18 protein-coding genes are annotated in these 24,646 nt (G+C 43.8%); 13 read left to right on the top strand and 5 right to left on the bottom strand.

Features of this window, described 5'->3' with window-relative positions; genetic code table 11:
• Nucleotides 1–37: 37 nt before the first annotated feature.
• The 10 genes from FN815_RS02120 (at nt 38) to araA (ending at nt 14,873) form a co-directional block, all read left to right on the top strand.
• Nucleotides 38–1,567, top strand: coding sequence for a RagB/SusD family nutrient uptake outer membrane protein (locus FN815_RS02120; RefSeq protein WP_142452934.1), 1,530 nt, complete (start codon nt 38–40; stop codon nt 1,565–1,567).
• Nucleotides 1,568–1,780: 213 nt separating this feature from the next.
• On the top strand, nt 1,781–3,385 hold the full coding sequence (locus tag FN815_RS02115) for an alpha-N-arabinofuranosidase (protein WP_221930212.1): 1,605 nt from the start codon (nt 1,781–1,783) through the stop codon (nt 3,383–3,385).
• Nucleotides 3,386–3,483: 98 nt separating this feature from the next.
• Nucleotides 3,484–5,520 carry a glycoside hydrolase family 97 protein gene (locus FN815_RS02110; protein ID WP_221930211.1) on the top strand — a complete coding sequence of 679 codons (2,037 nt, stop codon included), beginning with the start codon at nt 3,484–3,486 and terminating at the stop codon, nt 5,518–5,520.
• Nucleotides 5,492–6,640: an aldose epimerase family protein gene (locus FN815_RS02105; protein ID WP_221930210.1), complete on the top strand. Its 1,149-nt coding sequence runs from the start codon at nt 5,492–5,494 to the stop codon at nt 6,638–6,640. The genes FN815_RS02110 and FN815_RS02105 overlap by 29 nt, the downstream gene beginning before the upstream one ends.
• A gap of 38 nt (nt 6,641–6,678) precedes the next feature.
• The gene (locus FN815_RS02100) at nt 6,679–8,271 is read left to right on the top strand and encodes an alpha-N-arabinofuranosidase (RefSeq protein ID WP_142452933.1); all 1,593 of its coding nucleotides are present in this window, start codon (nt 6,679–6,681) and stop codon (nt 8,269–8,271) included.
• 111 nt (nt 8,272–8,382) lie between these two features.
• A complete protein-coding gene (locus tag FN815_RS02095; RefSeq protein WP_142452932.1) occupies nt 8,383–9,090 on the top strand; it encodes an NUDIX hydrolase in 708 nt (235 codons plus the stop codon).
• Between the two features lie 187 nt (nt 9,091–9,277).
• Nucleotides 9,278–10,954, top strand: coding sequence for a ribulokinase (locus tag FN815_RS02090; RefSeq protein ID WP_142452931.1), 1,677 nt, complete (start codon nt 9,278–9,280; stop codon nt 10,952–10,954).
• Between the two features lie 4 nt (nt 10,955–10,958).
• Nucleotides 10,959–11,660: an L-ribulose-5-phosphate 4-epimerase gene (locus tag FN815_RS02085; protein ID WP_142452930.1), complete on the top strand. Its 702-nt coding sequence runs from the start codon at nt 10,959–10,961 to the stop codon at nt 11,658–11,660.
• A gap of 47 nt (nt 11,661–11,707) precedes the next feature.
• Nucleotides 11,708–13,354, top strand: coding sequence for a sodium:solute symporter (locus FN815_RS02080; protein ID WP_142452929.1), 1,647 nt, complete (start codon nt 11,708–11,710; stop codon nt 13,352–13,354).
• Between the two features lie 13 nt (nt 13,355–13,367).
• Nucleotides 13,368–14,873: an L-arabinose isomerase gene (gene araA / locus FN815_RS02075; RefSeq protein ID WP_425461068.1), complete on the top strand. Its 1,506-nt coding sequence runs from the start codon at nt 13,368–13,370 to the stop codon at nt 14,871–14,873.
• A gap of 118 nt (nt 14,874–14,991) precedes the next feature.
• Here the strand turns inward: araA and FN815_RS02070 are convergent, their stop codons facing one another.
• Nucleotides 14,992–16,068: an arabinan endo-1,5-alpha-L-arabinosidase gene (locus tag FN815_RS02070; RefSeq protein ID WP_142452927.1), complete on the bottom strand. Its 1,077-nt coding sequence runs from the start codon at nt 16,066–16,068 to the stop codon at nt 14,992–14,994.
• Between the two features lie 325 nt (nt 16,069–16,393).
• On the opposite strand from FN815_RS02070, the gene FN815_RS02065 reads away from it, so the two are divergent.
• Nucleotides 16,394–16,687 carry a superoxide dismutase gene (locus FN815_RS02065; RefSeq protein ID WP_142452926.1) on the top strand — a complete coding sequence of 98 codons (294 nt, stop codon included), beginning with the start codon at nt 16,394–16,396 and terminating at the stop codon, nt 16,685–16,687.
• A 96-nt stretch (nt 16,688–16,783) separates the two neighbouring features.
• Here FN815_RS02065 and FN815_RS02060 read toward each other — a convergent pair whose 3' ends face one another.
• From FN815_RS02060 to FN815_RS02045, 4 genes are all read right to left on the bottom strand, one after another.
• Nucleotides 16,784–19,246, bottom strand: coding sequence for a glycoside hydrolase family 9 protein (locus FN815_RS02060; protein ID WP_142452925.1), 2,463 nt, complete (start codon nt 19,244–19,246; stop codon nt 16,784–16,786).
• 362 nt (nt 19,247–19,608) lie between these two features.
• Nucleotides 19,609–20,637, bottom strand: coding sequence for a glycoside hydrolase family 5 protein (locus FN815_RS02055; RefSeq protein WP_142452924.1), 1,029 nt, complete (start codon nt 20,635–20,637; stop codon nt 19,609–19,611).
• A gap of 183 nt (nt 20,638–20,820) precedes the next feature.
• The gene (locus FN815_RS02050) at nt 20,821–22,074 is read right to left on the bottom strand and encodes a carboxypeptidase-like regulatory domain-containing protein (RefSeq protein ID WP_142452923.1); all 1,254 of its coding nucleotides are present in this window, start codon (nt 22,072–22,074) and stop codon (nt 20,821–20,823) included.
• 119 nt (nt 22,075–22,193) lie between these two features.
• Entirely contained in the window at nt 22,194–22,676 is a 483-nt protein-coding gene (locus tag FN815_RS02045; protein ID WP_142452922.1) for a DUF192 domain-containing protein, read from the bottom strand.
• A gap of 194 nt (nt 22,677–22,870) precedes the next feature.
• On the opposite strand from FN815_RS02045, the gene FN815_RS02040 reads away from it, so the two are divergent.
• The gene (locus FN815_RS02040; RefSeq protein ID WP_142452921.1) at nt 22,871–23,335 is read left to right on the top strand and encodes a ribosome maturation factor RimP; all 465 of its coding nucleotides are present in this window, start codon (nt 22,871–22,873) and stop codon (nt 23,333–23,335) included.
• Between the two features lie 13 nt (nt 23,336–23,348).
• Nucleotides 23,349–24,605, top strand: coding sequence for a transcription termination factor NusA (gene nusA, locus FN815_RS02035; protein WP_142452920.1), 1,257 nt, complete (start codon nt 23,349–23,351; stop codon nt 24,603–24,605).
• The last annotated feature ends 41 nt before the right edge of the window (nt 24,606–24,646 follow it).

Genomic DNA, 24,646 nt, shown 5'->3' with positions numbered 1-24,646 from the left:
AACCACAAGCTTAACACGAATATTAAATAACAAGACCATGAAGAAATTAACCCTACTTTTTCTCACACTCTTTCTGTTTGCGGGCTGCAGTGATGAGTTAAATTTGACAAACCCGAATGAGCCCACAACGGATACTTTCTGGCAAACCCAGGAAGATGCTGTAAAGGGAGTGACGGCGATATATGCCGCGCTGCTTAATGATGGCACCTACATGCGGATGATTCCTGCATTAACCGACGGTCGCGGAGACGACTTCAAAGCAGATACTCCATGGCCTGATTTATGGCAGGTTGCTGCATTCAACATTCCGGCCACTTCTGGACCGGTTGCTTGGGTGTGGGACGGTCATTATATCATTATCTATCGTGCTAACCAGGTACTGCAATATGTTCCAGAAATGGATGTAGAACCTGAATTGAAAGAACGCCTTCTCGGACAGGCGTACTTCCTGCGAGGGCTCGCTTACTTCAATTTGGCCATTAACTTTTACGAAGTACCACTTGTTCTTGAACCCCAGGAGCCCAGTGAATACAACGTACCAACTGCAAGTGAAGAAGACCTTTGGGCACAAATTCACAGTGATTTCCAGGAAGCACAGAGCCGTCTGCCAGTATCCTATAACGACGTAACAGGTCCTGATCAAGGACAAATAGGTCGTGCTACTGTAGGTGCTGCTACCGGAATGCTTGGTAAATCATACTTGTACCGCGAACGTTGGAGCGAAGCTGCTACCGAGTTCGAAAAACTTATTGACGGCGGACCTTATGCCGTGTATGAGTTGATGGAAGACTTCCGCCACAACTTTGATGTAGACCACGAAAATAATGCAGAATCATTATTTGAAGTGCAGTTCGGAAGCATCGAACAAGTGGGTGGTTCTGTTGCAAACTATGGTGGCGAGCCTAATGGTAACTGGCAACAGCGTTCATCTATCGCCTTTACCTATTCTCCTGAAGGCTATGAGGATTTCCTCGTGACCGACTGGATTTACCAGGCATTTCAGCAGGAAATGACGGTAGAAGGTGAATTCGACAGACGTTTGCAACCAACTATCATGTCTCGTGAGTATGACGAAACGGTATATGGACACGAATGGAACTATCCGGGTGATATCTATCCCCGTAAGTATACCAACGAAGGGTTACCACAACCTGAACTGCGTGAAGATTCTGGTATCAATTACCGTGTACTGCGCTTCTCTGATATCTTATTAATGTATGCTGAAACACAAAACGAATTGGGTAACCAGGCCGTTGCAGCTCAGTATATCCAACGCGTTAGAGATCGTGCCGGATTACCAGACCGTGTAGCTGAATTTTCTGCTTTCTCACAACAAGAAATGAGAGACCAGCTTGCACACGAACGAGCACTCGAATTTGCGATTGAAGCAATACGTATACATGACATCATCCGTTGGGGATGGTTTGATGATCCCGCTAAGGTTGAAGAACTTCGCCAACGCGATTCAGAATTTGATTCATGGGCACCAGGTAAACAATACCTGCCAATTCCACAGGATGAACTGGATGTGAATCCAAATCTTGAACCGAATCCGGCTAATAACTAAGTAGTAGCCTTTACTCATGGATAAAAGGGTCTGCCGGTTGGTAGCTGCCGGCAGGCCTATTTTTTAAACGATTACGTACTTCAAACAGGGATAGTTGTTATCAACATAAACCCGATTTTAAATTTGAAGCAGCTACTGAACTAAACTGGAGGTTATCCAGAAACAGTATTAAACAGGGCCGCATGTATTAATCTCACCAAAGGAATGATCACCATGCAAAGATTTATAAAGACTTTTTCACCCCTATTGCTAATTGCAGGACTGTTTTTGACAGTTCAGGCACAAGCTCAAAATGCACGCATCAAAATTGATGTAGACCGAACTATTGGAGAAGTGCATGAGCATTTATATGGAAATTTTACCGAACACCTTGGCCGACATATTTATGGAGGAATTTATGATCCCGATTCTCCACTGGCCGATGAAGATGGCTTCAGAGAAGATGTGCTTGAAGCTGTTAAAGGATTGAATGTTAGTATTTTACGCTACCCGGGAGGGAACTTTGTATCAAATTATCACTGGCTGGATGGGGTAGGACCTGTTGAAGATCGCCCAACCCGCATGGATTTGGCCTGGGATGTTTTGGAGACGAATCACTTCGGGACCAATGAGTTCATGGAGTTTGCTAAAAAAGTAGGTACTGAACCTTATTTTGCTGTAAACCTTGGAACGGGAACCATTGAAGAAGCCCGCCGATGGGTAGAATACACCAACATAGAAGAGGGGCCATATTATGCCGAATTGCGTAAAAAGCACGGCTACGAAGAACCTCACGATATTATGTATTGGAGTCTTGGTAATGAAATGGACGGGCATTGGCAAATGGGGCACCTGAATGCTGAAGATTACAGCAAGAAAGCCCTTGAAGCTGCCAAGCTGATGAAATGGACCGATCCCCGCATTAAACTGATTGCCGCCGGTTCTTCGAATTATTATGGAGAAGACGCCGATCCTGATCATTGGAACAGAACCATTCTGCATGAGCTTCAGGATTATATTGATTACATCTCGCTGCATATCTATGTAGGTAACGAGGACGACGATTACTATGACTTCATGGCCAGTCCACGGGTGATGGAAGACCGTACCCAGGTGGTTAGAGGAATGATTGCAGAGATCATGCAAGATCCGGAACGTACCGTTGAAGACGACATGATTTATATAGCATGGGACGAATGGAATGTGTGGTACCGTCAACGCGGAGCAACCGGAGGTTCTGGTTATAATGCACTGGAAGAAAAATACAATTTGGAAGATGCCCTGGTAGTGGCTGGTTTTCTTAACGGCTTTATCCGTAATGCCGATATCGTAAAAATGGCCAACATGGCCCAGCTGGTTAATGTGATTGCCCCGATTTTTACCAACGAGGAAGACCTGTTTTTACAATCCATTTATTATCCTTTACAGCTATTCGCTCAAAATGCTCATGGTACCGCATTGGATGTGTATGTGGATTCAGAAACCTACAACACAGACGTATATAATAGCGGTGCCGGTTATTCGGCTACCCGTCAGCTGGATGTGCCTTACCTGGATGTTTCTGCAACATATAATGACGATGGTAAAGTAGTAATCAACGTGGTGAACCGACATAAAGACGAAGCCATTACAGCCGATATTTTATCGCAACAAGGCATTTTTGATGGTCCTTTTGAAGTGTATGAAGTCAACGGACCCGATATCAAAGCACGAAATGATTTCAATAACACGCGGGTAAAAACGACCCGAAAAGATGATCTGAATGTGAGTGGAGAAAGTTTTGAATATACTTTTCCAGCTCATTCATTCACGATGATAATTGGAGAAATTGAAAACTAACAAAACAGTATAATTTCTGCCTGGTGGGTTCGGAGAATTCACCGCATAAATTTGAAGGCTCACCAGGTAAGAAATTTTTTGAAGTACAACCTAAACTTATGCGGTTAAATGATGATATCCTGTACATGAAAATCACTTCTTTAGTCCACATCGCCTTGCTTGTTCTTTTTGCAACAAGTTGTTCTGGTCTTGATAACAAGGATACCCTTCAAAGTGAAGGTTCAGAAATTGCAATGAATTTTATGTTGATGGATGATCATCAGCCCGCATACCAGGTGATAGTTGATAATGAAGTAGTGGTTGATACTTCACAGCTTGGGCTAGTGATGGATGGAACTGATTTTTCCAAGAATATGACACTCAGGGAAATTACGGGACCCAACAGGGTACAAGACGAATATTCATTGCTACACGGCAAACAGACTCACATTAAATACAACGCAAAAAAGAAGACGTATTATCTGGAGCACCAAAGCGGGCAGAAGATGAACATCGAGTTCCAGGTTTCTGATGAAAGTGTGGCTTTTCGGTATATCTTCCCGGGAGAGAGCGATCAGCTTCATCACATAAGTGAGGAAAAAACGCATTTTAATTTTCCAGCTGAAACACGCGCCTGGTTGCAACCGCTTGCCAATGTAAATACCGGCTTTGCCCAAACCAATCCTTCTTACGAAGAGCACTATTTTATTGATGTAGAAGTGGGAACTCCCGCTCCCAATGAAGCCGGGTGGGCTTATCCTGCGCTTTTTAAATCTGGAAACACCTGGGTGTTGATATCGGAAACCGGCATGGATGGAAGCTATTCTGCAACCCGTTTAAAACAACAATCTCCAAATGGAAATTACCAGGTTGGTTTCCCTCAGGAAGGTGAACAATTCCCGGATAGAGCGCTGCTTCCGGAATCAGAATTACCCTGGACTTCACCATGGCGTATTATGGCTATTGGAGATTTAAAAACTATAACCGAATCTACTTTGGGGACAGACCTCGCTGAACCTGTCGCTTTAGAAGATACCTCATGGATTGAACCCGGCCGGGCCTCCTGGAGTTGGGCTAAACTAAAAGATGCTTCGGTTAACTACGACACCCAGAAAGAGTTTATAGATTATGCTGCCGATATGGGGTGGGAATACACCCTGGTGGATGTAAACTGGGATGTAAACATTGGCTACGATCGTATAGCAGAGCTGGCAGATTATGCGGCTACTAAGGATGTAGGACTTATCTTATGGTATAACTCATCCGGCAGCTGGAATGAAACGGTGTATACCCCAAAAAGTAAATTATTGGATAGAGAGCAACGTCGGGCTGAATTCGCACGTCTGGAGGAAATGGGTATTAAAGGCGTGAAAGTAGATTTTTTTGCAGGCGACGGACAATCCATGATGCAATACTATATCGACATTTTCGAAGACGCTGCAGATCATCACTTATTGGTTAATACTCACGGAACCACCTTGCCGCGTGGATGGCACAGAACCTGGCCCAACCTGGTAACGATGGAATCAGTTAAAGGCTTTGAGTTTGTGACTTTTGAACAACCAAATGCCGATCTTGAAGCTGAGCACAGCACTTTGTTGCCCTTTACCCGAAATGTGTTCAGCCCGATGGATTTCACTCCGATGAGCCTGACGGAATTATTTAATGTGAAAAGGCAGACGACCAGCAGTTTTGAACTGGCGTTGCCGGTATTGTTTACGTCCGGCATACAGCATTACGCTGAAACGGCGGAGGGCATGGAAGAAGTACCTGATTATGTAAAAGATTTTGTTAAAAAGATTCCGGTACGCTGGGACGAGATGCGCTTTATAGACGGATATCCCGGCAAAGAAGTGATTATTGCCCGAAGGGCAGGGGATACCTGGTTTGTGGCAGGAATTAACGGGGAGAAAAAAGCTAAAAACTTATCCGTAGATTTGTCATTTTTACCCGATCATAAAACCGGAACTTTAATTTCAGACGGCGAGGCCCGTTTTGATTTCCAGAAAGATTCAATTTCATTAAGTGATTCAGAAATACATGAAATTTCTGTGGAAGCAAATGGGGGATTTGTAATCCTGTTTGAAGAAGAAACTAATAAACAATCAGAATTAAATGACAATAGAAATGGCTCAGACGATAATGAACGGATTTAAACTACTTCCTCTACTAGCAGGATCAATGATATTTCTGTTTGCTACAGCTACGGTTATAAGCGGCTGCCAAAAAGCAGAAGAAAAGAAACCAGTGACCAATCAAGAAAGCTTCGGCACACTTGAAGACGGACGTGAGGCTCACTTGTACACGCTTAAGAATAGCAAGGGGATGGAAGTAAAAGTTACTAATTATGGAGGTACTGTCACTTCCATTGTGGTACCTGACGCTGAAGGAAACATGGATAATGTGATATTAGGCTACGACGATGTGGCTGGCTATGAAGCTGATAACCCATTCTTTGGAGCCACCATCGGTCGCTACGGAAACCGTATTGCTGAGGGTAAGTTTGAACTCAATGGCGAAGAATACCAGTTAAATATCAACGATGGTGAAAATCACCTGCACGGTGGTGAAAAAGGCTTCTTTAAAGTGCTTTGGAATACAGAAGAAGTAACGGATAACTCGCTAACAATTAGCTACCTCAGTGAAGATGGTGAGCAAGGTTATCCCGGAAATCTCGAAGTTTCAGTAACCTTCACCGTAACCGAAGATAATGGGCTGAACATCGACTATACAGCCACCACTGACAAAGCTACTCCGGTTAACCTGACGAACCACAGTTATTTCAATCTCTCAGGAGATCCGGAAACACGAATCCTGGATCATATGCTAACCATTGATGCCGATCACTACACGCCGGTAAACGAGCAGTTGATCCCAACAGGTGAAATTGCCCCGGTAGAAGGCACTGCTTTCGATTTCACAGAGCCTCATGAAATTGGCGCCCGAATCGACCAGATTGAAGGTGGTTACGATCATAACTATGTACTTGACCGCAGTGGGGAAGGCATGGAAAATATCGCCACTTTGTATGACCCTGAAACAGGACGACAAATGGATGTGATCACCACAGAACCAGGGATTCAGTTTTATTCTGGCAATTTTCTGGATGGAAGTCTGCAGGCACCAGATGGTACTCCATTTATTCAATACAGTGCACTCTGCCTGGAAACACAACACTATCCAGATTCTCCAAACCAGCCTGATTTCCCATCTACCATACTGGAACCAGGTGAAACTTATCAGACCCAAACCACTTACCGGTTTTCGGTTCGATAAATTATTCTAAACCTAACGACGACTAAAAAACTCATATCATGAAGAAACTACTTGTACTCATTGCCGTGGCGTTTTTGCCGTTAAGTGCTACGGTATTTGCGCAAACCAATATTATAGTAAATGCCGATCAGGCAGAATATAAAATCAATGAACACATTTACGGCCAGTTTGCCGAACACCTGGGCCGTGGCATTTATGGCGGGATATGGGTAGGTCCCGATTCTGATATCCCCAATAAAGAAGGATATCGTACCGACGTACTGGAAGCCCTGCAAGAGCTGGATATCCCGAATGTACGCTGGCCTGGTGGTTGTTTTGCAGATGAATATCACTGGCGTGATGGCATTGGTCCCCGTGACGAACGCCCTGTTCGCATCAATACCCACTGGGGCATGGTAGAGGAAGACAACAGCTTTGGTACGCACGAGTTTTTGCGCCTTGCCGAACTGCTTGACACCGAGCCTTACATTTCTGCTAACGTAGGTAGTGGTACTCCTTCTGAAATGAAAGACTGGATTGAGTACATGACTTATGATGGCGACAGCGACCTTGCCAACCTGCGCCGCGAGAATGGCCGGGAAGAACCCTGGGATATTAAATTCTTCGGTATCGGAAACGAAAGCTGGGGATGCGGTGGTAACATGACAGCCGATTATTACGCTGACCTTTACCGACAGTTCCAGACTTTTGCCAAAAACTACAGCGGCAATGAAATCTACAAGATTGCCAGTGGTTGGTCAGATGATCGTTACGACTGGACTGAAACCCTGATGCGCGAAGCAGGCTGGATGATGGATGCAATTTCATTGCATTATTACACCATTCCGGGACCAGGCTGGGGCAACAAAGGACCTTCTACAGATTTTGATGTAGACATGTACTACAAAGGCTTAAAAGCTGCATTTCTCTTGGATGAATTCATCACAGAACATTCTAACAGAATGGACAAATATGATCCAAACAAAAGAGTAAACCTTGCGGTTGATGAGTGGGGTATTTGGACTGATCCTCTGGCCGGTACCAACCCTGGTTTCCTTGAGCAGCAAAATTCCATGCGTGATGCCCTGATTGCTTCCATTAGTCTGGACATCATGAATTCGCACGCTGATCGTGTTCGTTTGGCTAACATCGCGCAAATGGTGAATGTACTGCAGGCTATGATTCTGACTGATGATGATGAAATGGTACTAACTCCAACATATCACGTGTTCCACATGTATAAAGTGCATCAGAATTCTATGCTGCTTCCTTCACATAGCGATACGGAACGATTTGTTAGAGAAGGGGATGAAAGCGTGGTAAGACGATTTGATATCCGCAGAGATGAACCCGGAATTCCGATTATTAGCACTACTGCCTCTGAAGATGAGGAAGGTGTACTTCACTTCACAGTAAGCAATACGCATCCAACTGAGTCGCAAGAAGTTAGCATTGACATACGTGGAAAAAATGTGAGCACCATTGTACGAAATTCCGGTCGCCTGTTAACAGCCAGTAGTGTTGACGCTATTAATACTTTTGATAATACCGAGAATGTAAAGCCAGTAGCATTTAACGATGCAGAGCTGGAAGATGGAATATTAACCTTTGAAATACCTAAACATTCCGTGCTTGTAATAAGTGTTGAATGAGAAGAGGAAAGAGATTATTATTAAATCCAATATTTTTAATAATAATCTCGGATTTTTGTGAACCTGTCGGATTAGATATTTTCACAATATCATAATTGGTGGATTTCTTATATGAAAATTGATCACTATAAAAGTCATGATCATTTACTTGTTGCTCTAGACTGTATCATCTTCGGATTTGACCGTAACGAACTAAAATTACTCTTGATTAAGCGTGATTTTGAACCCGAGAAGGGGAATTGGTCATTGATGGGTGGCTTTCTCAGAAAAGATGAAAGCCTGAACGAGTCAGCAGAAAGAATCCTCAACAATCTGACAGGTTTACGAAATATTTATCTTGAACAGCTTCATGCCTATGGCGAAATAGACCGGGATCCCGTAGAACGGACCATTTCTGTGGCATACTACGCGCTCATTGATGTGCACACTCACGACAAAGAACTGGTAGAGCAACACAGCGCTTCGTGGTTTCCCATCAATGAAATTCCCGATTTAATTTTTGACCACCAGGAGATGGTTAAAGCAGCATTGAAGCGATTGAGATATAAAGCTTCTCACCAACCCGTTGGGTTTGAGCTATTGCCTGAAAAATTTACGCTACCCGAACTTCAAAAACTCTATGAAGGCATTTATGATACCCGCCTTGATAAGCGTAATTTCAGAAGACGGATACTTTCTATGGATGTATTAATCAAAACAGACGAAAAACAGAAAAAGTACTCAAAGAAAGGTGCTTTTCTGTACAAGTTTGATCAGGATAAATACACAGAAAAGGTAACCAACGGCGATAGTCTTGTTTTCAAACCTTTACGCTCTTAAGTAGTTCTGTTTATTTATTTAGCACGTAAATTTTTTAGGCCTTTTTAAGGAGAAAGTGCTTTAAAAAATTTGTATGCTCAGGAAAAAAGTGTTAATCTAACACTTATTAATTCTTGGAAGGGTTTTCCTTACTAAAGACGGCCCTTTTAAGGCTGTTTATTGTATAATTTTAAAATTCTTCAGAGAAATGGAATATGTAATTGGAGTTGATTACGGAACCGATTCCGTAAGATCCGTTTTGGTTAGTGAAAACGGGGAAGAAATAGCGGAATCTGTATGGTACTATAAAAGGTGGAAGCAGGGTAAATACTCGAATCCTGATGAAAACCGTTTCCGGCATCATCCATTGGATTACCTGGAAGGTTTGGAAGACACCCTTAAGGAGGTAGTTCAAACACTCGATGCAGAAGAGCGGAAAAATATCAAAGCTATTTCTGTAGACAGTACCGGTTCTACTCCAGTAGCTGTTGATAAAGAAGGAACTCCTCTTGCCATGAAAGAGGGATTCGAAGAGAATCCCAATGCCATGTTTGTTTTGTGGAAAGATCATACGGCCATTAAAGAATCAGATGAGATCAACAAACTGGCCCGAAGCTGGGGCGGTGTAGATTACACCAAATATGTAGGAGGTATTTACTCCTCTGAGTGGTTTTGGGCCAAGATTCTCCACGTGCTACGTGAAGACGAAGAAATTCGTGAAAACGCATATTCATGGGTTGAGCTCTGCGACTGGATTCCTTACGAACTAACCGGCAAAAATGATGTGCACGAAATGAAACGCAGTCGCTGTGCTGCCGGCCATAAAGCCATGTGGCATGAAGAATTTGGCGGACTACCAAGCGAAGACTTTCTCACCCAGCTGGACCCGCTCCTTGGAGGACTTCGCGACCGACTCTATGAAGATACCTACACTTCTGATAAACCAGCAGGTACTATTTCTAAAGAATGGGCCGAAAAACTGGATCTCCCCGAAGACGTAATTATTGGCGTGGGTGCATTTGATGCCCATATGGGAGCCGTTGGGGGACGTATTGAGCCTTATCAACTGGTTCGCGTGATGGGGACTTCAACTTGCGATATGCTGGTTGCCCCTGAAGGCGATGTAGGGGATAACCTGGTGCAGGGCATCTGCGGGCAAGTAGACGGTTCTGTGATTCCGGGAATGATTGGTCTTGAAGCCGGACAATCTGCTTTTGGCGATATCTATGCCTGGTTTAAAAACATGCTGCTTGGTCCTTACAAGGAAATAATCAACGGCAGTGCCCACCTTAACGATGATCAAAAAGAAGCGTTGATTGAAGAAGCCGAGGATAAGCTGATTGCCAATCTCACCAACGCTGCCCAAGAGATTGAGGATATCGATACCGGTGTAATCGCATTAGATTGGATGAATGGTCGTCGTACTCCCGATGCCAATCAATTGCTGAAAGGAGCTATTGAAGGGCTTGACCTTAGTAGCGATGCTCCCAAGATTTTTAAAGCATTGGTTGAAGCAACTTGCTTTGGCTCCAAGAAAATTGTGGATCGCTTTATTGATGAAGGCATCCGTATTGAAGGCGTAATTGGAATGGGAGGGGTATCCAAAAAATCACCCTTTGTAATGCAGACCCTCGCCAACGTGCTGAATATGCCCATCCGAATTTCTAAATCCGAGCAGACTTGTGCGCTGGGTGCTTCTGTATTTGCCGCAACCGCTGCAGGAATGTATTCATCGGTAGAAGAAGCCAAAGAAAATCTCGCCAGCGGTTTCGAGAAAGTGTATGAGCCAGAAGCTGATAAAGTAGAGATCTACCAAAAGATGTATCAAGATTATTCCTCTTTCGGAGAAATCATTGAAGAACGAATCATGAAAAAAGCGGAGTGATAGAATGAGTGACTTTAAAGAACTCAAACAATCGGTCTATGAAGCGAATATGCGCCTTCCTGAACTGGGTCTGGTACTTTTTACTTTTGGTAATGCCAGTGCTGTTGACCGGGAGAAAGAGGTTTTTGGTATCAAGCCAAGCGGCGTACCCTACGACGATCTAAAGCCTGAGGATATTGTTATTGTAGATTTTGATAACAATATAGTGGAAGGGGAGATGCGTCCTTCTTCTGATACCAAAACACATGCTGTTTTGTACAAAAACTGGGAGAATATTGGCGGTGTTGTTCACACCCATTCTACCTATGGCACAGCCTGGGCTCAAAGCCAGCGTGATATTCCCATCATGGGCACCACGCATGCCGATCATCTAACCACTGATATTCCGTGTGCCCCGCCTATGGATGACGAAATGATCCAGGGCAATTACGAACATGAAACTGGCAATCAGATACTTAAAGTATTTGAGGAACGTGACCTTTCTTACGAAGAAGTGGAGATGGTGCTTCTGGGTAACCACGCCCCCTTTACCTGGGGTAAAACGGTTGATAAGGCAGTGTATAACAGTGCCGTACTCGAAGAAGTAGCCAAAATGGCCTACCTGGCTTTACAAATAAACCCGGAGGCTCCGCGCCTCAAGGATAGCCTGATCCGCAAGCATTGGGAGCGTAAGCACGGTTCCGATTCCTATTATGGACAGGAATAAGTGGATAGCATATATAAAAGTAAATAAGAACTATAATTAAGGAATAAATGGCGTTATTAGATTGGATTGTACTGGGGCTGTTTTTTGCAGTGTTGATTGGAATTGTCGTCTGGGTAATCCGGATGAAGGACGAAACCACGGACGACTACTTTTTAGCAGGTAGAAATGCCGGATGGGTAGCTATTGGTGCTTCTATTTTTGCATCAAATATTGGTTCTGAGCACTTGGTAGGACTTGCCGGGGCCGGAGCTGAAAGTGGTATGGCTATGGCTCACTGGGAGCTTCAGGCTTGGATAATATTGATTCTTGGTTGGGTGTTTGTGCCTTTCTATTCAAGAAGTAAGGTAACAACGATGCCTGAATTCCTTGAGAAGAGGTTTAACCCGCAAGCACGTTCGTTCCTGTCGGTTATTTCGATTGTGAGTTATGTGCTTACGAAAGTAGCTGTAACGGTATATGCCGGTGGTGTTGTATTTAAGGAGATCTTTGGAATCGAGACTTGGTTGGGCATCGACTTTTTCTGGGTTGGTGCTATAGGCCTTGTAATTATAACTGGTTTGTATACTATTTTTGGCGGGATGAAATCGGTACTGTACACATCGGTTATTCAAACGCCGGTGTTGCTATTGGGTTCTGCTGCTATTGTATTCTTCGGCCTTTATGAATTAGGTGGCTGGGGAGAATTGATGCAGATAACCGCTGCTGAAACTACTCCACAGGGAGATTCTATGAACAGTATGTTCCGGTCTTTGAGTGATCCTGACTTTCCATGGCCCGGCGTGTTAATTGGATCGGCTATTATTGGTTTTTGGTACTGGTGTACGGATCAATATATCGTGCAGAGGGTACTCTCAGGAAATGAGAAGCAAGGGCGTAAAGGAGCCATCTTTGGGGCTTATCTAAAAATGACCCCGGTATTCCTTTTTCTTGTACCCGGGATGATTGCTTTTGCTCTTGCCCAGCAGGGTAAAATTGAACTCGTAAGCTCGGATGCAGCTTTTGCAGCTATGGTCCGGCAAATACTACCTATGGGGCTTAAAGGCCTTGTAGTTGGTGGCCTGGTGGCCGCATTGATGAGTTCGCTGGCCTCCTTGTTTAACTCATCAGCCATGTTGTTTACGGTTGATTTCTATCAAAAATATCGACCTGAAGAATCGCAGCGACACTATGTAATCGTAGGTCGAATTGCTACCGCAGTTATTGTAATTTTGGGTATACTTTGGATCCCGATTATGAAGAGCATAGGTAGTGTGTTGTACGAATATTTGCAAGACGTACAGTCACTGTTGGCTCCGGGAATTGCTTCGGTATTTTTACTGGGTGTATTCTGGAAACGAACTACAGCCGCAGCAGGTCTATGGGGCTTGATTGTGGGTTTCGTGCTGGGAATGTTGAGACTGGCCATGAAAGTGTTTGAAAGCAGTATCGATCCAAACTCATTAATGTATGAAGTGATCTTGGCACCTAACTGGTTGTACTACGAGATTGCTCTTTTCATCATCTGTATTGCGGTAATTGTGATCATTTCATTGGCAACCAAACCAATGAGTGATGAACGACTATCCGGCCTCACATTCTGGACCGCCACAAAAGAAAGTATGGATAACACGAAAAATAGCTGGGATAAATGGGATGTCTTCCACACCATAGTGATTATATTGGTCACTTTTGGAATCTACATCTATTTCTGGTAATCACTAAAATTCTATTATGAACACATCACAAAAAGAGATTTGGTTTGTAACCGGTAGTCAACACCTTTATGGTGAAGAAGCCCTGAACCAAGTTGAAGAACACTCAAAAGAAGTAGCAACAAACCTGGCCCGGAAAAATGAAGCCCCGGCTGACATCGTGTTTAAATCGGTGTTAACCACTTCAGATGAAATCCATGGACTGATGCAAGAGGCCAATAATGCCAATGAATGCATTGGCCTGATCATGTGGATGCATACCTTTTCGCCGGCCAAAATGTGGATTGCAGGCCTCAAAACTCTGAATAAGCCTTTTGTACACCTGCACACTCAATTCAACCGGGACATTCCCTGGGATGATATTGACATGGACTTTATGAACCTAAATCAGTCAGCCCACGGCGGACGTGAGTTTGGGTTTATCAATGCCTTGATGGGCCTTGACCGAAAGGTAATTGTAGGCCATTGGGAAGATGCCGAAATAACCGAAGAGCTGGATACCTGGATTCGTGCCGCTATTGGCAAGCACGAACTGGAACACCTGAAAGTAGCCCGATTTGGAGACAACATGCGTAATGTTGCCGTTACTGAAGGCGATAAAGTGACCGCTCAATTCCAGTTTGGAATGGATGTGAGAGCTTTTGGCGTAGGCGATTTGGTAGAATACGTAAATGCCGTTTCTGAGGAAGACCTGGAAGCACTGCTTGCAGAGTACAAGGAAACATACACTATTTCCGATGCCGATCAATCCGATGAGGATTTCCAAAATTCCATTAAAGAAGCAGCCAGAATTGAGCTGGGAATCAAAGCATTTTTAGATGAGGGTGGGTTCAAAGCCTTTACTACTAATTTTGAAGATTTGCACGGACTGGTACAGCTGCCCGGACTTGGCGTACAGCGCCTGATGGAACAAGGTTATGGCTTTGCCGGTGAAGGCGACTGGAAGACTGCAGCGCTTGTAAGAGTGGCCAAGGTAATGGCGCAAGGCAAGACCGGTGGGACTTCCTTTATGGAAGATTACACCTATCACTTTAATCCCGGAAAAGAACGGGTATTGGGCGCACACATGCTGGAAATTTGTCCATCTATCAGCAATGAAAAAGCTTCTTTGGAAGTTCATCCATTGTCAATTGGTGGTAAAGCTGATCCTGCACGCCTGGTTTTTAACGGTGAGCCTGGAGATGCTATCAACGTAGCTCTTATGGATATGGGCAACCGGTATCGCTTGATTGTGAATAAACTGGAAGCGGAAGAAACACCTGACCTGCCCAATTTACCGGTAGCTCGTGTGCTTTGGGATGCCAAGCCTGACTTAAAAGTTGCAGCTACTGCCTGGATATTGGCAGGTGGAGCCCATCACACCGCATATTCACAAGCACTGTCGGTTCAGCACATCATTGATTTAGCTGAAATGTTAGGCATTGAGTGTCTCGTTATTGATGAGGATACCGATCTGCGTACCTTCAAAAGTGATCTGCGAAATAATGAAGTGTACTACAGCAGTATGAAAGGAATCCGGTAATCACCGGTAACAAAAAGTTTACTGATATCTGCTTTTCAGATATCCGTTAAATAAAAAAACGGTCAGACGAACTTGGTAGCGTCTGACCGTTTTATTTTTGTCTGAATTTTTAGCTTATCTATTTCAGCGTAACGCTGGGCCAATCGTTTTCATCCCAGGTTATTTCAGCCAGAATTAGTTTTGGCCGACCTTCATCATTCTTAGCATAAGCATGAGCTACCAAATAGTCAGTACCATCAAAGGTATAGGCGGCAGGGTGTCCCACAGCAGCCCATAATTCATTTTCTTTGGCGATGATGGTTCCGCCACCATGCTTCAGTTTGTTGCCATCCATATCCAGGTAAGGTCCTGTAATATCTTTGGCGCGGCCAACAATTACTTTATAAGAGCTTTCCAAGCCGCGGCAGCAACGATCCCAGGAGGCAAACAGGTAGTAGTATCCGTTTTTCTTGAAGATAAAGGGGGCTTCAATGGCGCCATTCCCCATGTTCTTATTTTTTTCTAGGGTTTCTTCATCATAGATTTCATCGTAATCCAGCTCAGGATTTGCGGCATCACCGGCATCCCGTTCGTCCAGCGTCCAGTCACGATGACGTGCAGCAATGGTGTGCCATGTTTGTGGTTCCAAAGGTTTGGTCATGCTTTCATCCAGGCGGAAAATCTTTAAACCCATCCAGAATGAACCAAAACTCATCCATGGATTACCTTCTTCATCGTAAGCAATGTTGGGGTCAATAGCATTCCACATATCGCGGCCCGGTACAGATTTAATCACTGGTCCGTGATCAACCCACTCATAATCCGGATCATCTTTGTCAAGTGTAGAATTAGTGGCAACAGCAATGGCCGAACGATTGCGCCCAAAAGCGGATACTGAATAGAATAGGTAATACGTACCATCATGCTTGGTGATGTCAGGAGCCCAAATATGATTTTCGAACTCTGGGTTTACATCATAGGTCCATTCAGGAGCTTCCGGAAAGATAGGACCTTCATAATCCCAGTTTTCCAGGTCAGGGGAGGACCACATTGCAATTCCCTGCCCCGTATTAAAAATATAATACTGGCCTTCAGCTTCAATCATAACGGGATCGTGAACTTGAATATCCACCCATTGAGCCTGTACTTGCATCGAAAGAGCCAATGCAAACACCGCAGCCAATAAATAGTTAGTAGTTTTGTTTAGGTATCTCATGTTTTCTCCAATTTTAGAATAGTGGTTGGTTTTTCTATCCCGGTAAACCGCATAATATTCAATACCCAAGTAGGAGGTGAATCTTTACAACAGGATACTAATGGTTACAGATGACTGGCTACAAGCCATACTTTCAGTCACTTATGCTGGATAAATCATCTAAGTGTAAATACGACACTTAATAATGAAATTCAACTTCTGACTAGCATGTGATGCTGATTTTACTTCATTTTTTGCTTCTATAAAGACGGTAATGAAGTTTGATAATTTTGTTCTATTATATAGGAAAATTATTTGAGTTAAGAGAAAATTAAATTACTTACCGATGCGAATTATTGCGATTGAAAAAGAGGCTCCAGGTCTTACCAAACGTGATTTTGTACCTCACCTCAGGGATGAAGCCCGACAGGGATGGGAATTATATAAAGAAGGGATCATTCGTGAGATGTATTTCCGGGATGATAAACCGGAGGCGGTATTAATTCTTGAATGCAAAGACGAAGAAGAGGCCAGGGATAAGCTTGGCACCTTGCCTTTGGTAAAAGAAGGATTGATTTCATTCGAACTTATTCCTTTGCGACCATACCACGGTTTTGAACGTTTGTTTGACAGGGATTGAACCAAAATTATAAAGATTAGTAAGGCTGTAGAGTGTGACTAATCATCTTGGAAATCCTGGTAAATCCTTATAATCATGGTTCAAAACATACTCACTTCAATTATTCAGTACATCATCTGCTGCCAGGCTTAGAAACATGAAATTGGTGGCGGCTCCGCCAATTACGTATTCGGTTTGCTGCCAGAAAAATGGCCAGTGTTTTAGTTCCGGGAAATTAGGGCGAATTAAACCGGTGCCTGATATCACTCCGCCCGGAATGTATGACCAATCGGCACGGTTTGTACCATAGGCAGTAGTGGGAGAGTCGTAACCCACACCAGAAACATAAGACATCGTGTTTTCTCCCTGATGCACACCCAGCACATACTGCAGGGGGTTGATGAAATTCTCTTTAGGGAAAAGCTCCGGGAAGTTATCAAACAAGTAGAATTGCTTGACCGCATGCTCCTCAATGGTCCAGCCGGCTCCCCAAATAGCGGGATCATAGGGCACATTGTAGGGATTTTTGCTCATCGCTTCCGTTACAGTCTTAGCATATACGGTTAAGGAATCCCGGAATTGCGCTTGAAAATCTTCATCGCCAATTTCAGAAACCACACGGCTTACAGACCAGCCGGTTTGATCTGCACTTTCAAGTACGGCCTGGCGACTTGTCAGCAAATGATCCAAGTATTTTTGATCACCTGTTGACAGATATAATTCGGAAGCTGCGCTGATGCCGGGGCCATACAAAGATTCTTCCGGATTGGTGTATTCCTCAAAGATTTCAGTAGCTGCGGTAAGACTACGTTCAGCCAAGTCTGTATCGTAATCACCCAACACACGACCAGCTGCGGCCAGGCCGGAAACAACTCCTAAGGCCCTCCAGGGATTGTCTTCGGTAAACACCCAGCGGTCGTCCATCTGTGGGCCTTCCTGTCGGCCGTCATACACTTCATTATCGGTCATGGTGGCCGCATCACCCAAGTGCACATACTGCCTTTTTTTGTTGCTGATGATACCGCGATAGAGCCGGCCCAGATTATCATATCCACCTAAAATACTAAGCAGCCCATGTTCAATTTGTTGAAGCACATCCGGTTGCCCATCAGGCTGGTGAATTTCCACGATACGTCCTTCCTGGTCAATCATGGTTTGATCATAATCCAGTCCAAATTCTTCGTAGATATATGCGAGTTTCTGCACGGTTCCCGCTTGCGATTCTACCCGAAGGTCGTAATCCCCGGCATCGTGCCAGCCACCTGTATTTAACCCAGGAACAGGTTCAAAATCTTCATAATCAGTGAGGGTAGAGGGTCCTTGGAGATATCCGTCAAAATGGTTGGTGTCGGCGGGAGCCATCAGTGCATCGTCCAGGTGACAGACGCCATGCCAGGCTCGGTATTTTTCGTTGATGCGCATGTGACACATTTGAACAGGCAGAAAGTACTCCAGCGTGCTTTGCCAGGTTTTATCATCATAAATGGAAGCATCAATGCGAAAGGGATGACTTTTCATATCGCCGGATTGCACGTAGTAAATACCCGGTTCTTCCACCTCAGAAAAATCAAAAATATCGTATGTGTAGCGGAGGAATTGTCCCCATTCATCCAGGTTTTTGTTGAGCACCACTTCGTCCGTACCATCCGGTTTCACCTTAACCAACTCCGCGGTATTACTGGGGCTGTGCAGGGTATCCATTTCAAAAATGGCCGTTTTCTTTTGGGCGGGATGATAGCCCAGCTGCGATACTTGCACTACCGGGTCTCGTTGCCATTCGGTATCAATTTTTGGGGTGATTTTCCATCGGATTGCATCCTCGGTAGCGCCGCTTTCAACCAAACTGCGCACGATGAACCAGCCATTGTTATGGATAAAGCGTCCATCCAACAGCGTCAATTCGCCCTGAAGGTTTTCAATCGTGATTTGTTCGAGTTTTTCTTCAGGAGCTACTACGAGTTTTTGTCCAGTAGCCATAGCCTTGGCCTGCAATTCCCCCTCGGCATCAGGTTCCATTTCACCCACGGGTTGACGAGGAAAGGTGCCAGCTGTGTTATCCATGTAATAGCCCTTGCCAAAAAGTTTCTCTGGGAACAATTCAAGGTTAAAGCCTACTTTGCCAATCCATTCTTCCGGCAGCGGCTCATCCAGATCCACCGAAATGATCACAGACGAGCCTTCGCCCGGCTCAATATTAACGTCATAAAAGAAATTAAGGTTGGGATAGTAAATGGGGTTGAAGCCTTTGGCATTTTTGGAAGAATCAGGATACACCAGTCTGGCAGTCAATAATTCGTCCTCCTTATCTGCATCGCGGCGAAGCAGTTTAGGCACGGGAGCCCATTGACCGGGGGAGGGCTCCAGGCGCAAATCGCCATTGGTGGCAATGCGGTCGTCGTGGATAATCAGTTCAATACCTCCTTGCTTGCCTTCTGCATAATTGTTGTTAAAGAAAATGACATCAAACCCGCGGGTACCAAGGTAATCACCTTTCTGAATGGTCAATGACTCCGGGTTGGATGAACAGGCTGATAGCAATAGAGCGAATGAAAAGAGAAATATTGCTTTAAGTGGCTTCATGGTTGGTTGGTTTTAGATACTTGATAATGTTTCAGGCAAATCAGATTAGTCACTTGGGAAATTCTTTCTTTGAAGCTCCGAGTAATCGGAGGGCTTTAGCCGGGATGGATGTTATAGTAATGGGTTATGATATATTCTAATAGTTGCCACTGGCACTAACACCCTCCGCAGTTTTTAACAAGTTAAAAACCGGCACCTCCCTCAAGGGAGGACTTTTCCAAAGTTGAAGTAAACTTTTATTCTTAGTGTCTTTTATTGAGTGTTTATAAATTTTTAACTGTGATACATGTGATTATTAAGATTTTTTGTGATGTAAGTCTTATCACAGTCCATCATCGTCATCACACGAATCATAGTTACGCCTATTTATTCAATTCACCCATTTTTTCTTTAAAGAATTTGCCCTGCATGGTGGGTTCGTACTCCCAGTTTTTGAACATCTGGGGCGACCATTGCGGGTCAAATACCCAGGCTACCCAGGAGATGCCGCGTTCTTCAAAGAAATCAATGATAGCGTTGCCGTAGGTTTCATCACCAATAACGGGTACGTGTGCGCCCGGACCATCTTCACTCATAAATCCAAGTTCGGTAGCTACTACGGGGTAGGTTTCGGCTACAAAGCCCCAGTCGTCCTGCCATTTTTCTTCCCAGGGTTGTTCTCTTTTTTGGGGATAGGGATGCGTCACATACGCCACGCCGGGATATTTAATGGGATTTTCCACTACCGGAGATAAATCATAAGACCAGTTAAGGCCGCTAACCAAAGGAATAACCGTTTTGTCGTGAGCATAAATGATACCAATCATTTCTTCATGCAGTTTCTTCATCTCTGCCCAAGTCAATGTCCCAAGCTGTCCATGGTAAGTTGTAGGCTCATTAAAGGTCTCATAAAAAGCTACGACCGGATTTTCTTTATACCGTGCGGCAATAGTTCGCCAAAACCTAAAACTTTCGGTTTTGGTGGTGTTGTACATTTCGGACTGATACACTTCGGTGCGAAGATTGCCGATGGAGTGCCAGTCAATAATTACATACATGCCGAGTTTTCCAGCCCATTCAATGCCCTGATCCAATAATTTAAGGTAGTTTTCTTGTCCGCGTTCTCGCCAGGCGCTGGGGTGAACCGGGAAGCGAACTACATTGGCGTTATAGCTTTTGATGGCCTCAAAGTATTCCAAGGTCCATTTGCCTTGTTCTTTGAGTTTACCCGGATCAGAAGAAGATACGCCCCGAAAGCGGAATTCATACCCATTCTCATCTACAAAACGATTGCCGTCAACACTAATGAAGGGCAAAGGATGTTCGTCAGATTTTTGGGCTGTAAGGGTTGAGAAAGGGGATAAAAGAAAACAACTAAAGAAAAGTATAGACAGGGTAGCAGATCTCATCATGTTGGTTAGCTTAGCATTATTGTTTGTGACTCCTATTTAATCAATGCTTTTGATTAATTGGAATTAACGCTAAAAACTGAGGTAAATCAAATGAAAATTGTAAAAGTGATTCACTGAATTCACTTACCATACAGATTTAGTGAATTTTACTAATGATCTGGATAAGAAGGAGATGGAGAACACTTATTTCTTTTGATTGAACATCTTCCCAAAAGAGCCATACTCTTCAAAAGAGTTAATGACTTCCTGTTGCACCGGAGTGCGTTTTATAACTGCATTATCAACCCAGAATTGCGGGTTATAGCCGGTTTTTTCTATACGCCTATAATCAGATATATCAGAGTTTTCATCAAAATAGCCATCTGTCAGATATTGAGACAATCCATCAAGCTCATAGTCATAAAAATATAAGATGGACTGTGTCTCAATTCTTTTCTCGAAGTCGGTTTTCCCGAAAAGGCCTTTCTTCTTAAGGTAATCGTACGCAAGGTTTACGCTAATTCTATTGGGAAATGGTTGTCCATTATTTACTGAGGTTCTTGTAAACACAATTTCCAGGGTGGTATTTTTTACTTCTGCCTTTTTGGCCAGTGGACTGATAGGATTGAAATTTGGGTCGTTGATATAAACAGAGAGCTCAAGAAGCTGATGGGTGCTATCGGTCATTATCAATGTTCCTTCAAATCCAGGTTTTGGGAGGTTGTCTTTTTTCTCAAAAGATATCTCCAGGATATTTTCAGACGTGCCAGGGTAGCTTCTTTCCAGATAGAAATTATAATACTGCCGGGTATCATCCCGCAGAGGCCAGATAATACTATTGCGGTAAGGCTGTTGGTCTACAAGCTCAATCCGGGAAAAAATGGATAGGTTACGATGATACATAGTATAACGCAGGCTATCGTAGGGGATAACCGCATAGCGACCTTCATCAACTTTCCACCGTTCAATGTGGTTTGGCGAGATTTCCGCATCGTAAAAAGTTTCAACAAATTCAGTGTACACTGCCCCTGACTTCGTCAACTGTCGGTAAAAGGCTCTCCCAAAAGCGCGGCCTTCATCACTATCATTAACTTTTTGGATGGCTTTTTCAACCAGTTCTATTTCGAAGTCATCGGTTACATTTATTTCCGATTCACCCACTACAGACGGTTTAAGAGAAATGGTAAGCGGAATATAATTTCCAGTGAGCGGTACTTCTTTGGTTTCAAAGCCTAAATAGCTTACAACAAGTGTATCCGCTTTTGAGGCCGTTTCTAAACTAAAATCACCGTCACTATTTGACGCCGTCCCTGCATTTGTATTTTTCAGAAGTATAGAGGCATAGGGAAGAGGAGAACCCGTTTCTTGATTAATAATCTGACCAGATATTGTTTGTCCAGATGTTGGGTAGGAGAGCCCAATCAAGGACATAAGAAGAAGAGATCTGAGTAGATTCATTCCTTATTATAATAAAATAACCAAAGGAGTGCATCCCAGTCTAATATCCAAGGTATATGATTACAGGTTACAAACCTGATATTAGGAGTTTTTGTGGCTATTAAACTTATCTCCAGAAGTTAAAAGCGTATTTTTTGGCCTTCTCTAATATCATTGGATACACAATATCCGCCATTGGTTTCTACTACATAACGAGCGGGCTGCCCGGACCGAAGCTGCTTGCTGCTGAAAGGGGATGTACTGTGATGAATCCGAACAATGGTACTATCGTTGTTCACGTAAATAATATCCAATGGCAAAGGGGTATTGGCCATGTAAAAGCTAAGTTCCTGTTCTTCTGAGAAGATGAAAAGCATTCCGGCATCCGAGGGGAGTTCGGTTACATCCATCAGGCCTTGATTTCTTTCTTCCGGCTCATCGGCTACGGCCACCCGAACGGTAGATATGGGCTCCGAGCTGTCATTTAGAAAAGTAACCTCACGGGTATAGTCGAGTTGACGGGTAGTGGTTTGAGGTTCTTTTGTTTGGGATTTTTCTTTTGCACAGGAAGTAATGGATATAATGCTGGCTAAAATAATAAGACTAAGTAAAACTAATCGCATGGGGGAATACATATAAATAAGAGGATAAATGATTGCTTGATAGCACCCAAATTTAGTCCAAAAACCAGTAAACCAAAAATGAATCTATCTTCAATCTGTTTGTTTCATTGAAATTTAGACGAAATAGAGCTACCTTTGGAAGGCAGTGAGCGTCGAAAGGCACTCGCTTTTTTTTGTACCTGAATTTGGGAAAAATGAGCATTGATATAATAAAAAATATTAAAGACTTAGCGATACCGCTGGCAGAAGGCCAAGATTTGTTTTTGGTGGATGTTGAGTTGAAAACCGGAAGCGGCATCCCAGAAGTATGGATACTTCTGGACAGTGAAAAGGGTGGAGTGAACGTTGATATCTATTCTGAAATCAGCAAAGAGCTTGGTTTATTGATAGAAGCTCACGATCTGTTTGATAAGAAATATCGTTTGAATGTTTCTTCACCAGGTTTAGGTCGTCCGCTCAGTGATCGCCGGCAATATCCCCAAAATGAAGGCCGTGTCGCTACGGTTAAATACAAGAGTGATGAAGGTGAATACCTCAAAATTGACGGGGTGATCACCGGAGTGACAGAAGAAGCGGTAGAAATCACTGATGAGGAAGAAGTGGAAACACTGATACCGTTTGACAAGATTGTAGAAACAAAAATTATCCCCGTAATTTAAGCAAGCCAAACTGATGCAAAACGAACTATCCAAACAGATTATCTCTTCCTTTGCCGAGATTGCCCATGAAAAGGGCATTGAGCGCGATATGCTGCTTTCGATCCTGGAAGATGTATTTCGCACTATGATCCGGAAGAAGTATGAATCGGATGACGCTTTTGAGGTAATTCTCAACGCCGATCGGGGAGAGATTCAGATCTTGCACGTACGTGAGGTAGTGCCGTCTGATGAGCTGACCGATCCTGTAGCTGAAATCAGCTTGGAGGATGCGCAAAAAGTGGATCCTGATGTGGAATTATATGATGAGCTTGCTCAGGAAGTAGCTATTACCGATTTCGGCAGACGTGCTGTAACGATGGCCCGGCAACAACTGGCTCAGCGCATCCGTGAAATTGAAAAAGACAATATTTACGAAGATTACTCCGATCGTATCGGAGAGATCATTCTTGGTGATGTGTACCAGGTGCGCAACAACAAAGATATCCTGGTGAATCACAACGGGGTGGAGTTGTTGTTGCCAAAAAGCGAACAGATTTACAAAGACCGTTACCGCAAAGGCGATACCATCCGCGCGGTTGTTACGGAAGTGCGTATGCGCAATGGTAACCCAACGGTTATCATCTCCAGAACTTCTGAATTGTTCCTGGAGCGATTGTTTGAAAATGAGATTCCGGAAGTATTTGACGGTATTATTGAATTAGTCCGAATTGCACGCTCTCCGGGTGACCGTTCTAAAGTAGCAGTATTGTCGCACGATGAGCGCGTTGACCCCGTTGGTGCTTGTGTGGGGATGAAAGGAATTCGAATTCATGCCATTGTACGAGAGCTGCAAAACGAAAATATTGACGTAATCAACTACACCGATGATCCCATCGAATTCATTAAGCGGGCTCTGCAGCCTGCTGAAGTATTGAAGGTGGAACTCAATCCGGAAGCTAAGCAAGCGAATGTGCTTGTTCCTGCCGATGAAGTTTCAAAAGCCATTGGTAAAGGTGGAGTAAATATTCGCCTTGCATCCAAGCTGGCAGGTGTAGAAATTGATGTTTATCGCGAAGTTGAAGAAGAAGATGATATTGATATTGACGAATTTGCCATCGACTTTGGCGAAGATGTCATTCAGTTGCTGCACGACATTGGTTGCGATACCGCCCGTGCCGTATTGGAACTGAGTGAAGAAGAATTAGTAAGCAGAACGAACGAAGAAATAGATCCCGAGCTTGCTGAGAAAATTATGAGTGTAATTGCCTACGAATTTGAAGACGAACAGTAGAGGGCAATTCCACTTAAAAATTCTTAGTTTATAAGCTCACA

Origin of the sequence: Gracilimonas mengyeensis (genome assembly GCF_900182705.1) — a bacterium.
Classification (GTDB): Bacteria; Bacteroidota; Rhodothermia; order Balneolales; family Balneolaceae; genus Gracilimonas; species Gracilimonas mengyeensis.
This window is presented reverse-complemented; position numbering and strand designations above follow the sequence as displayed.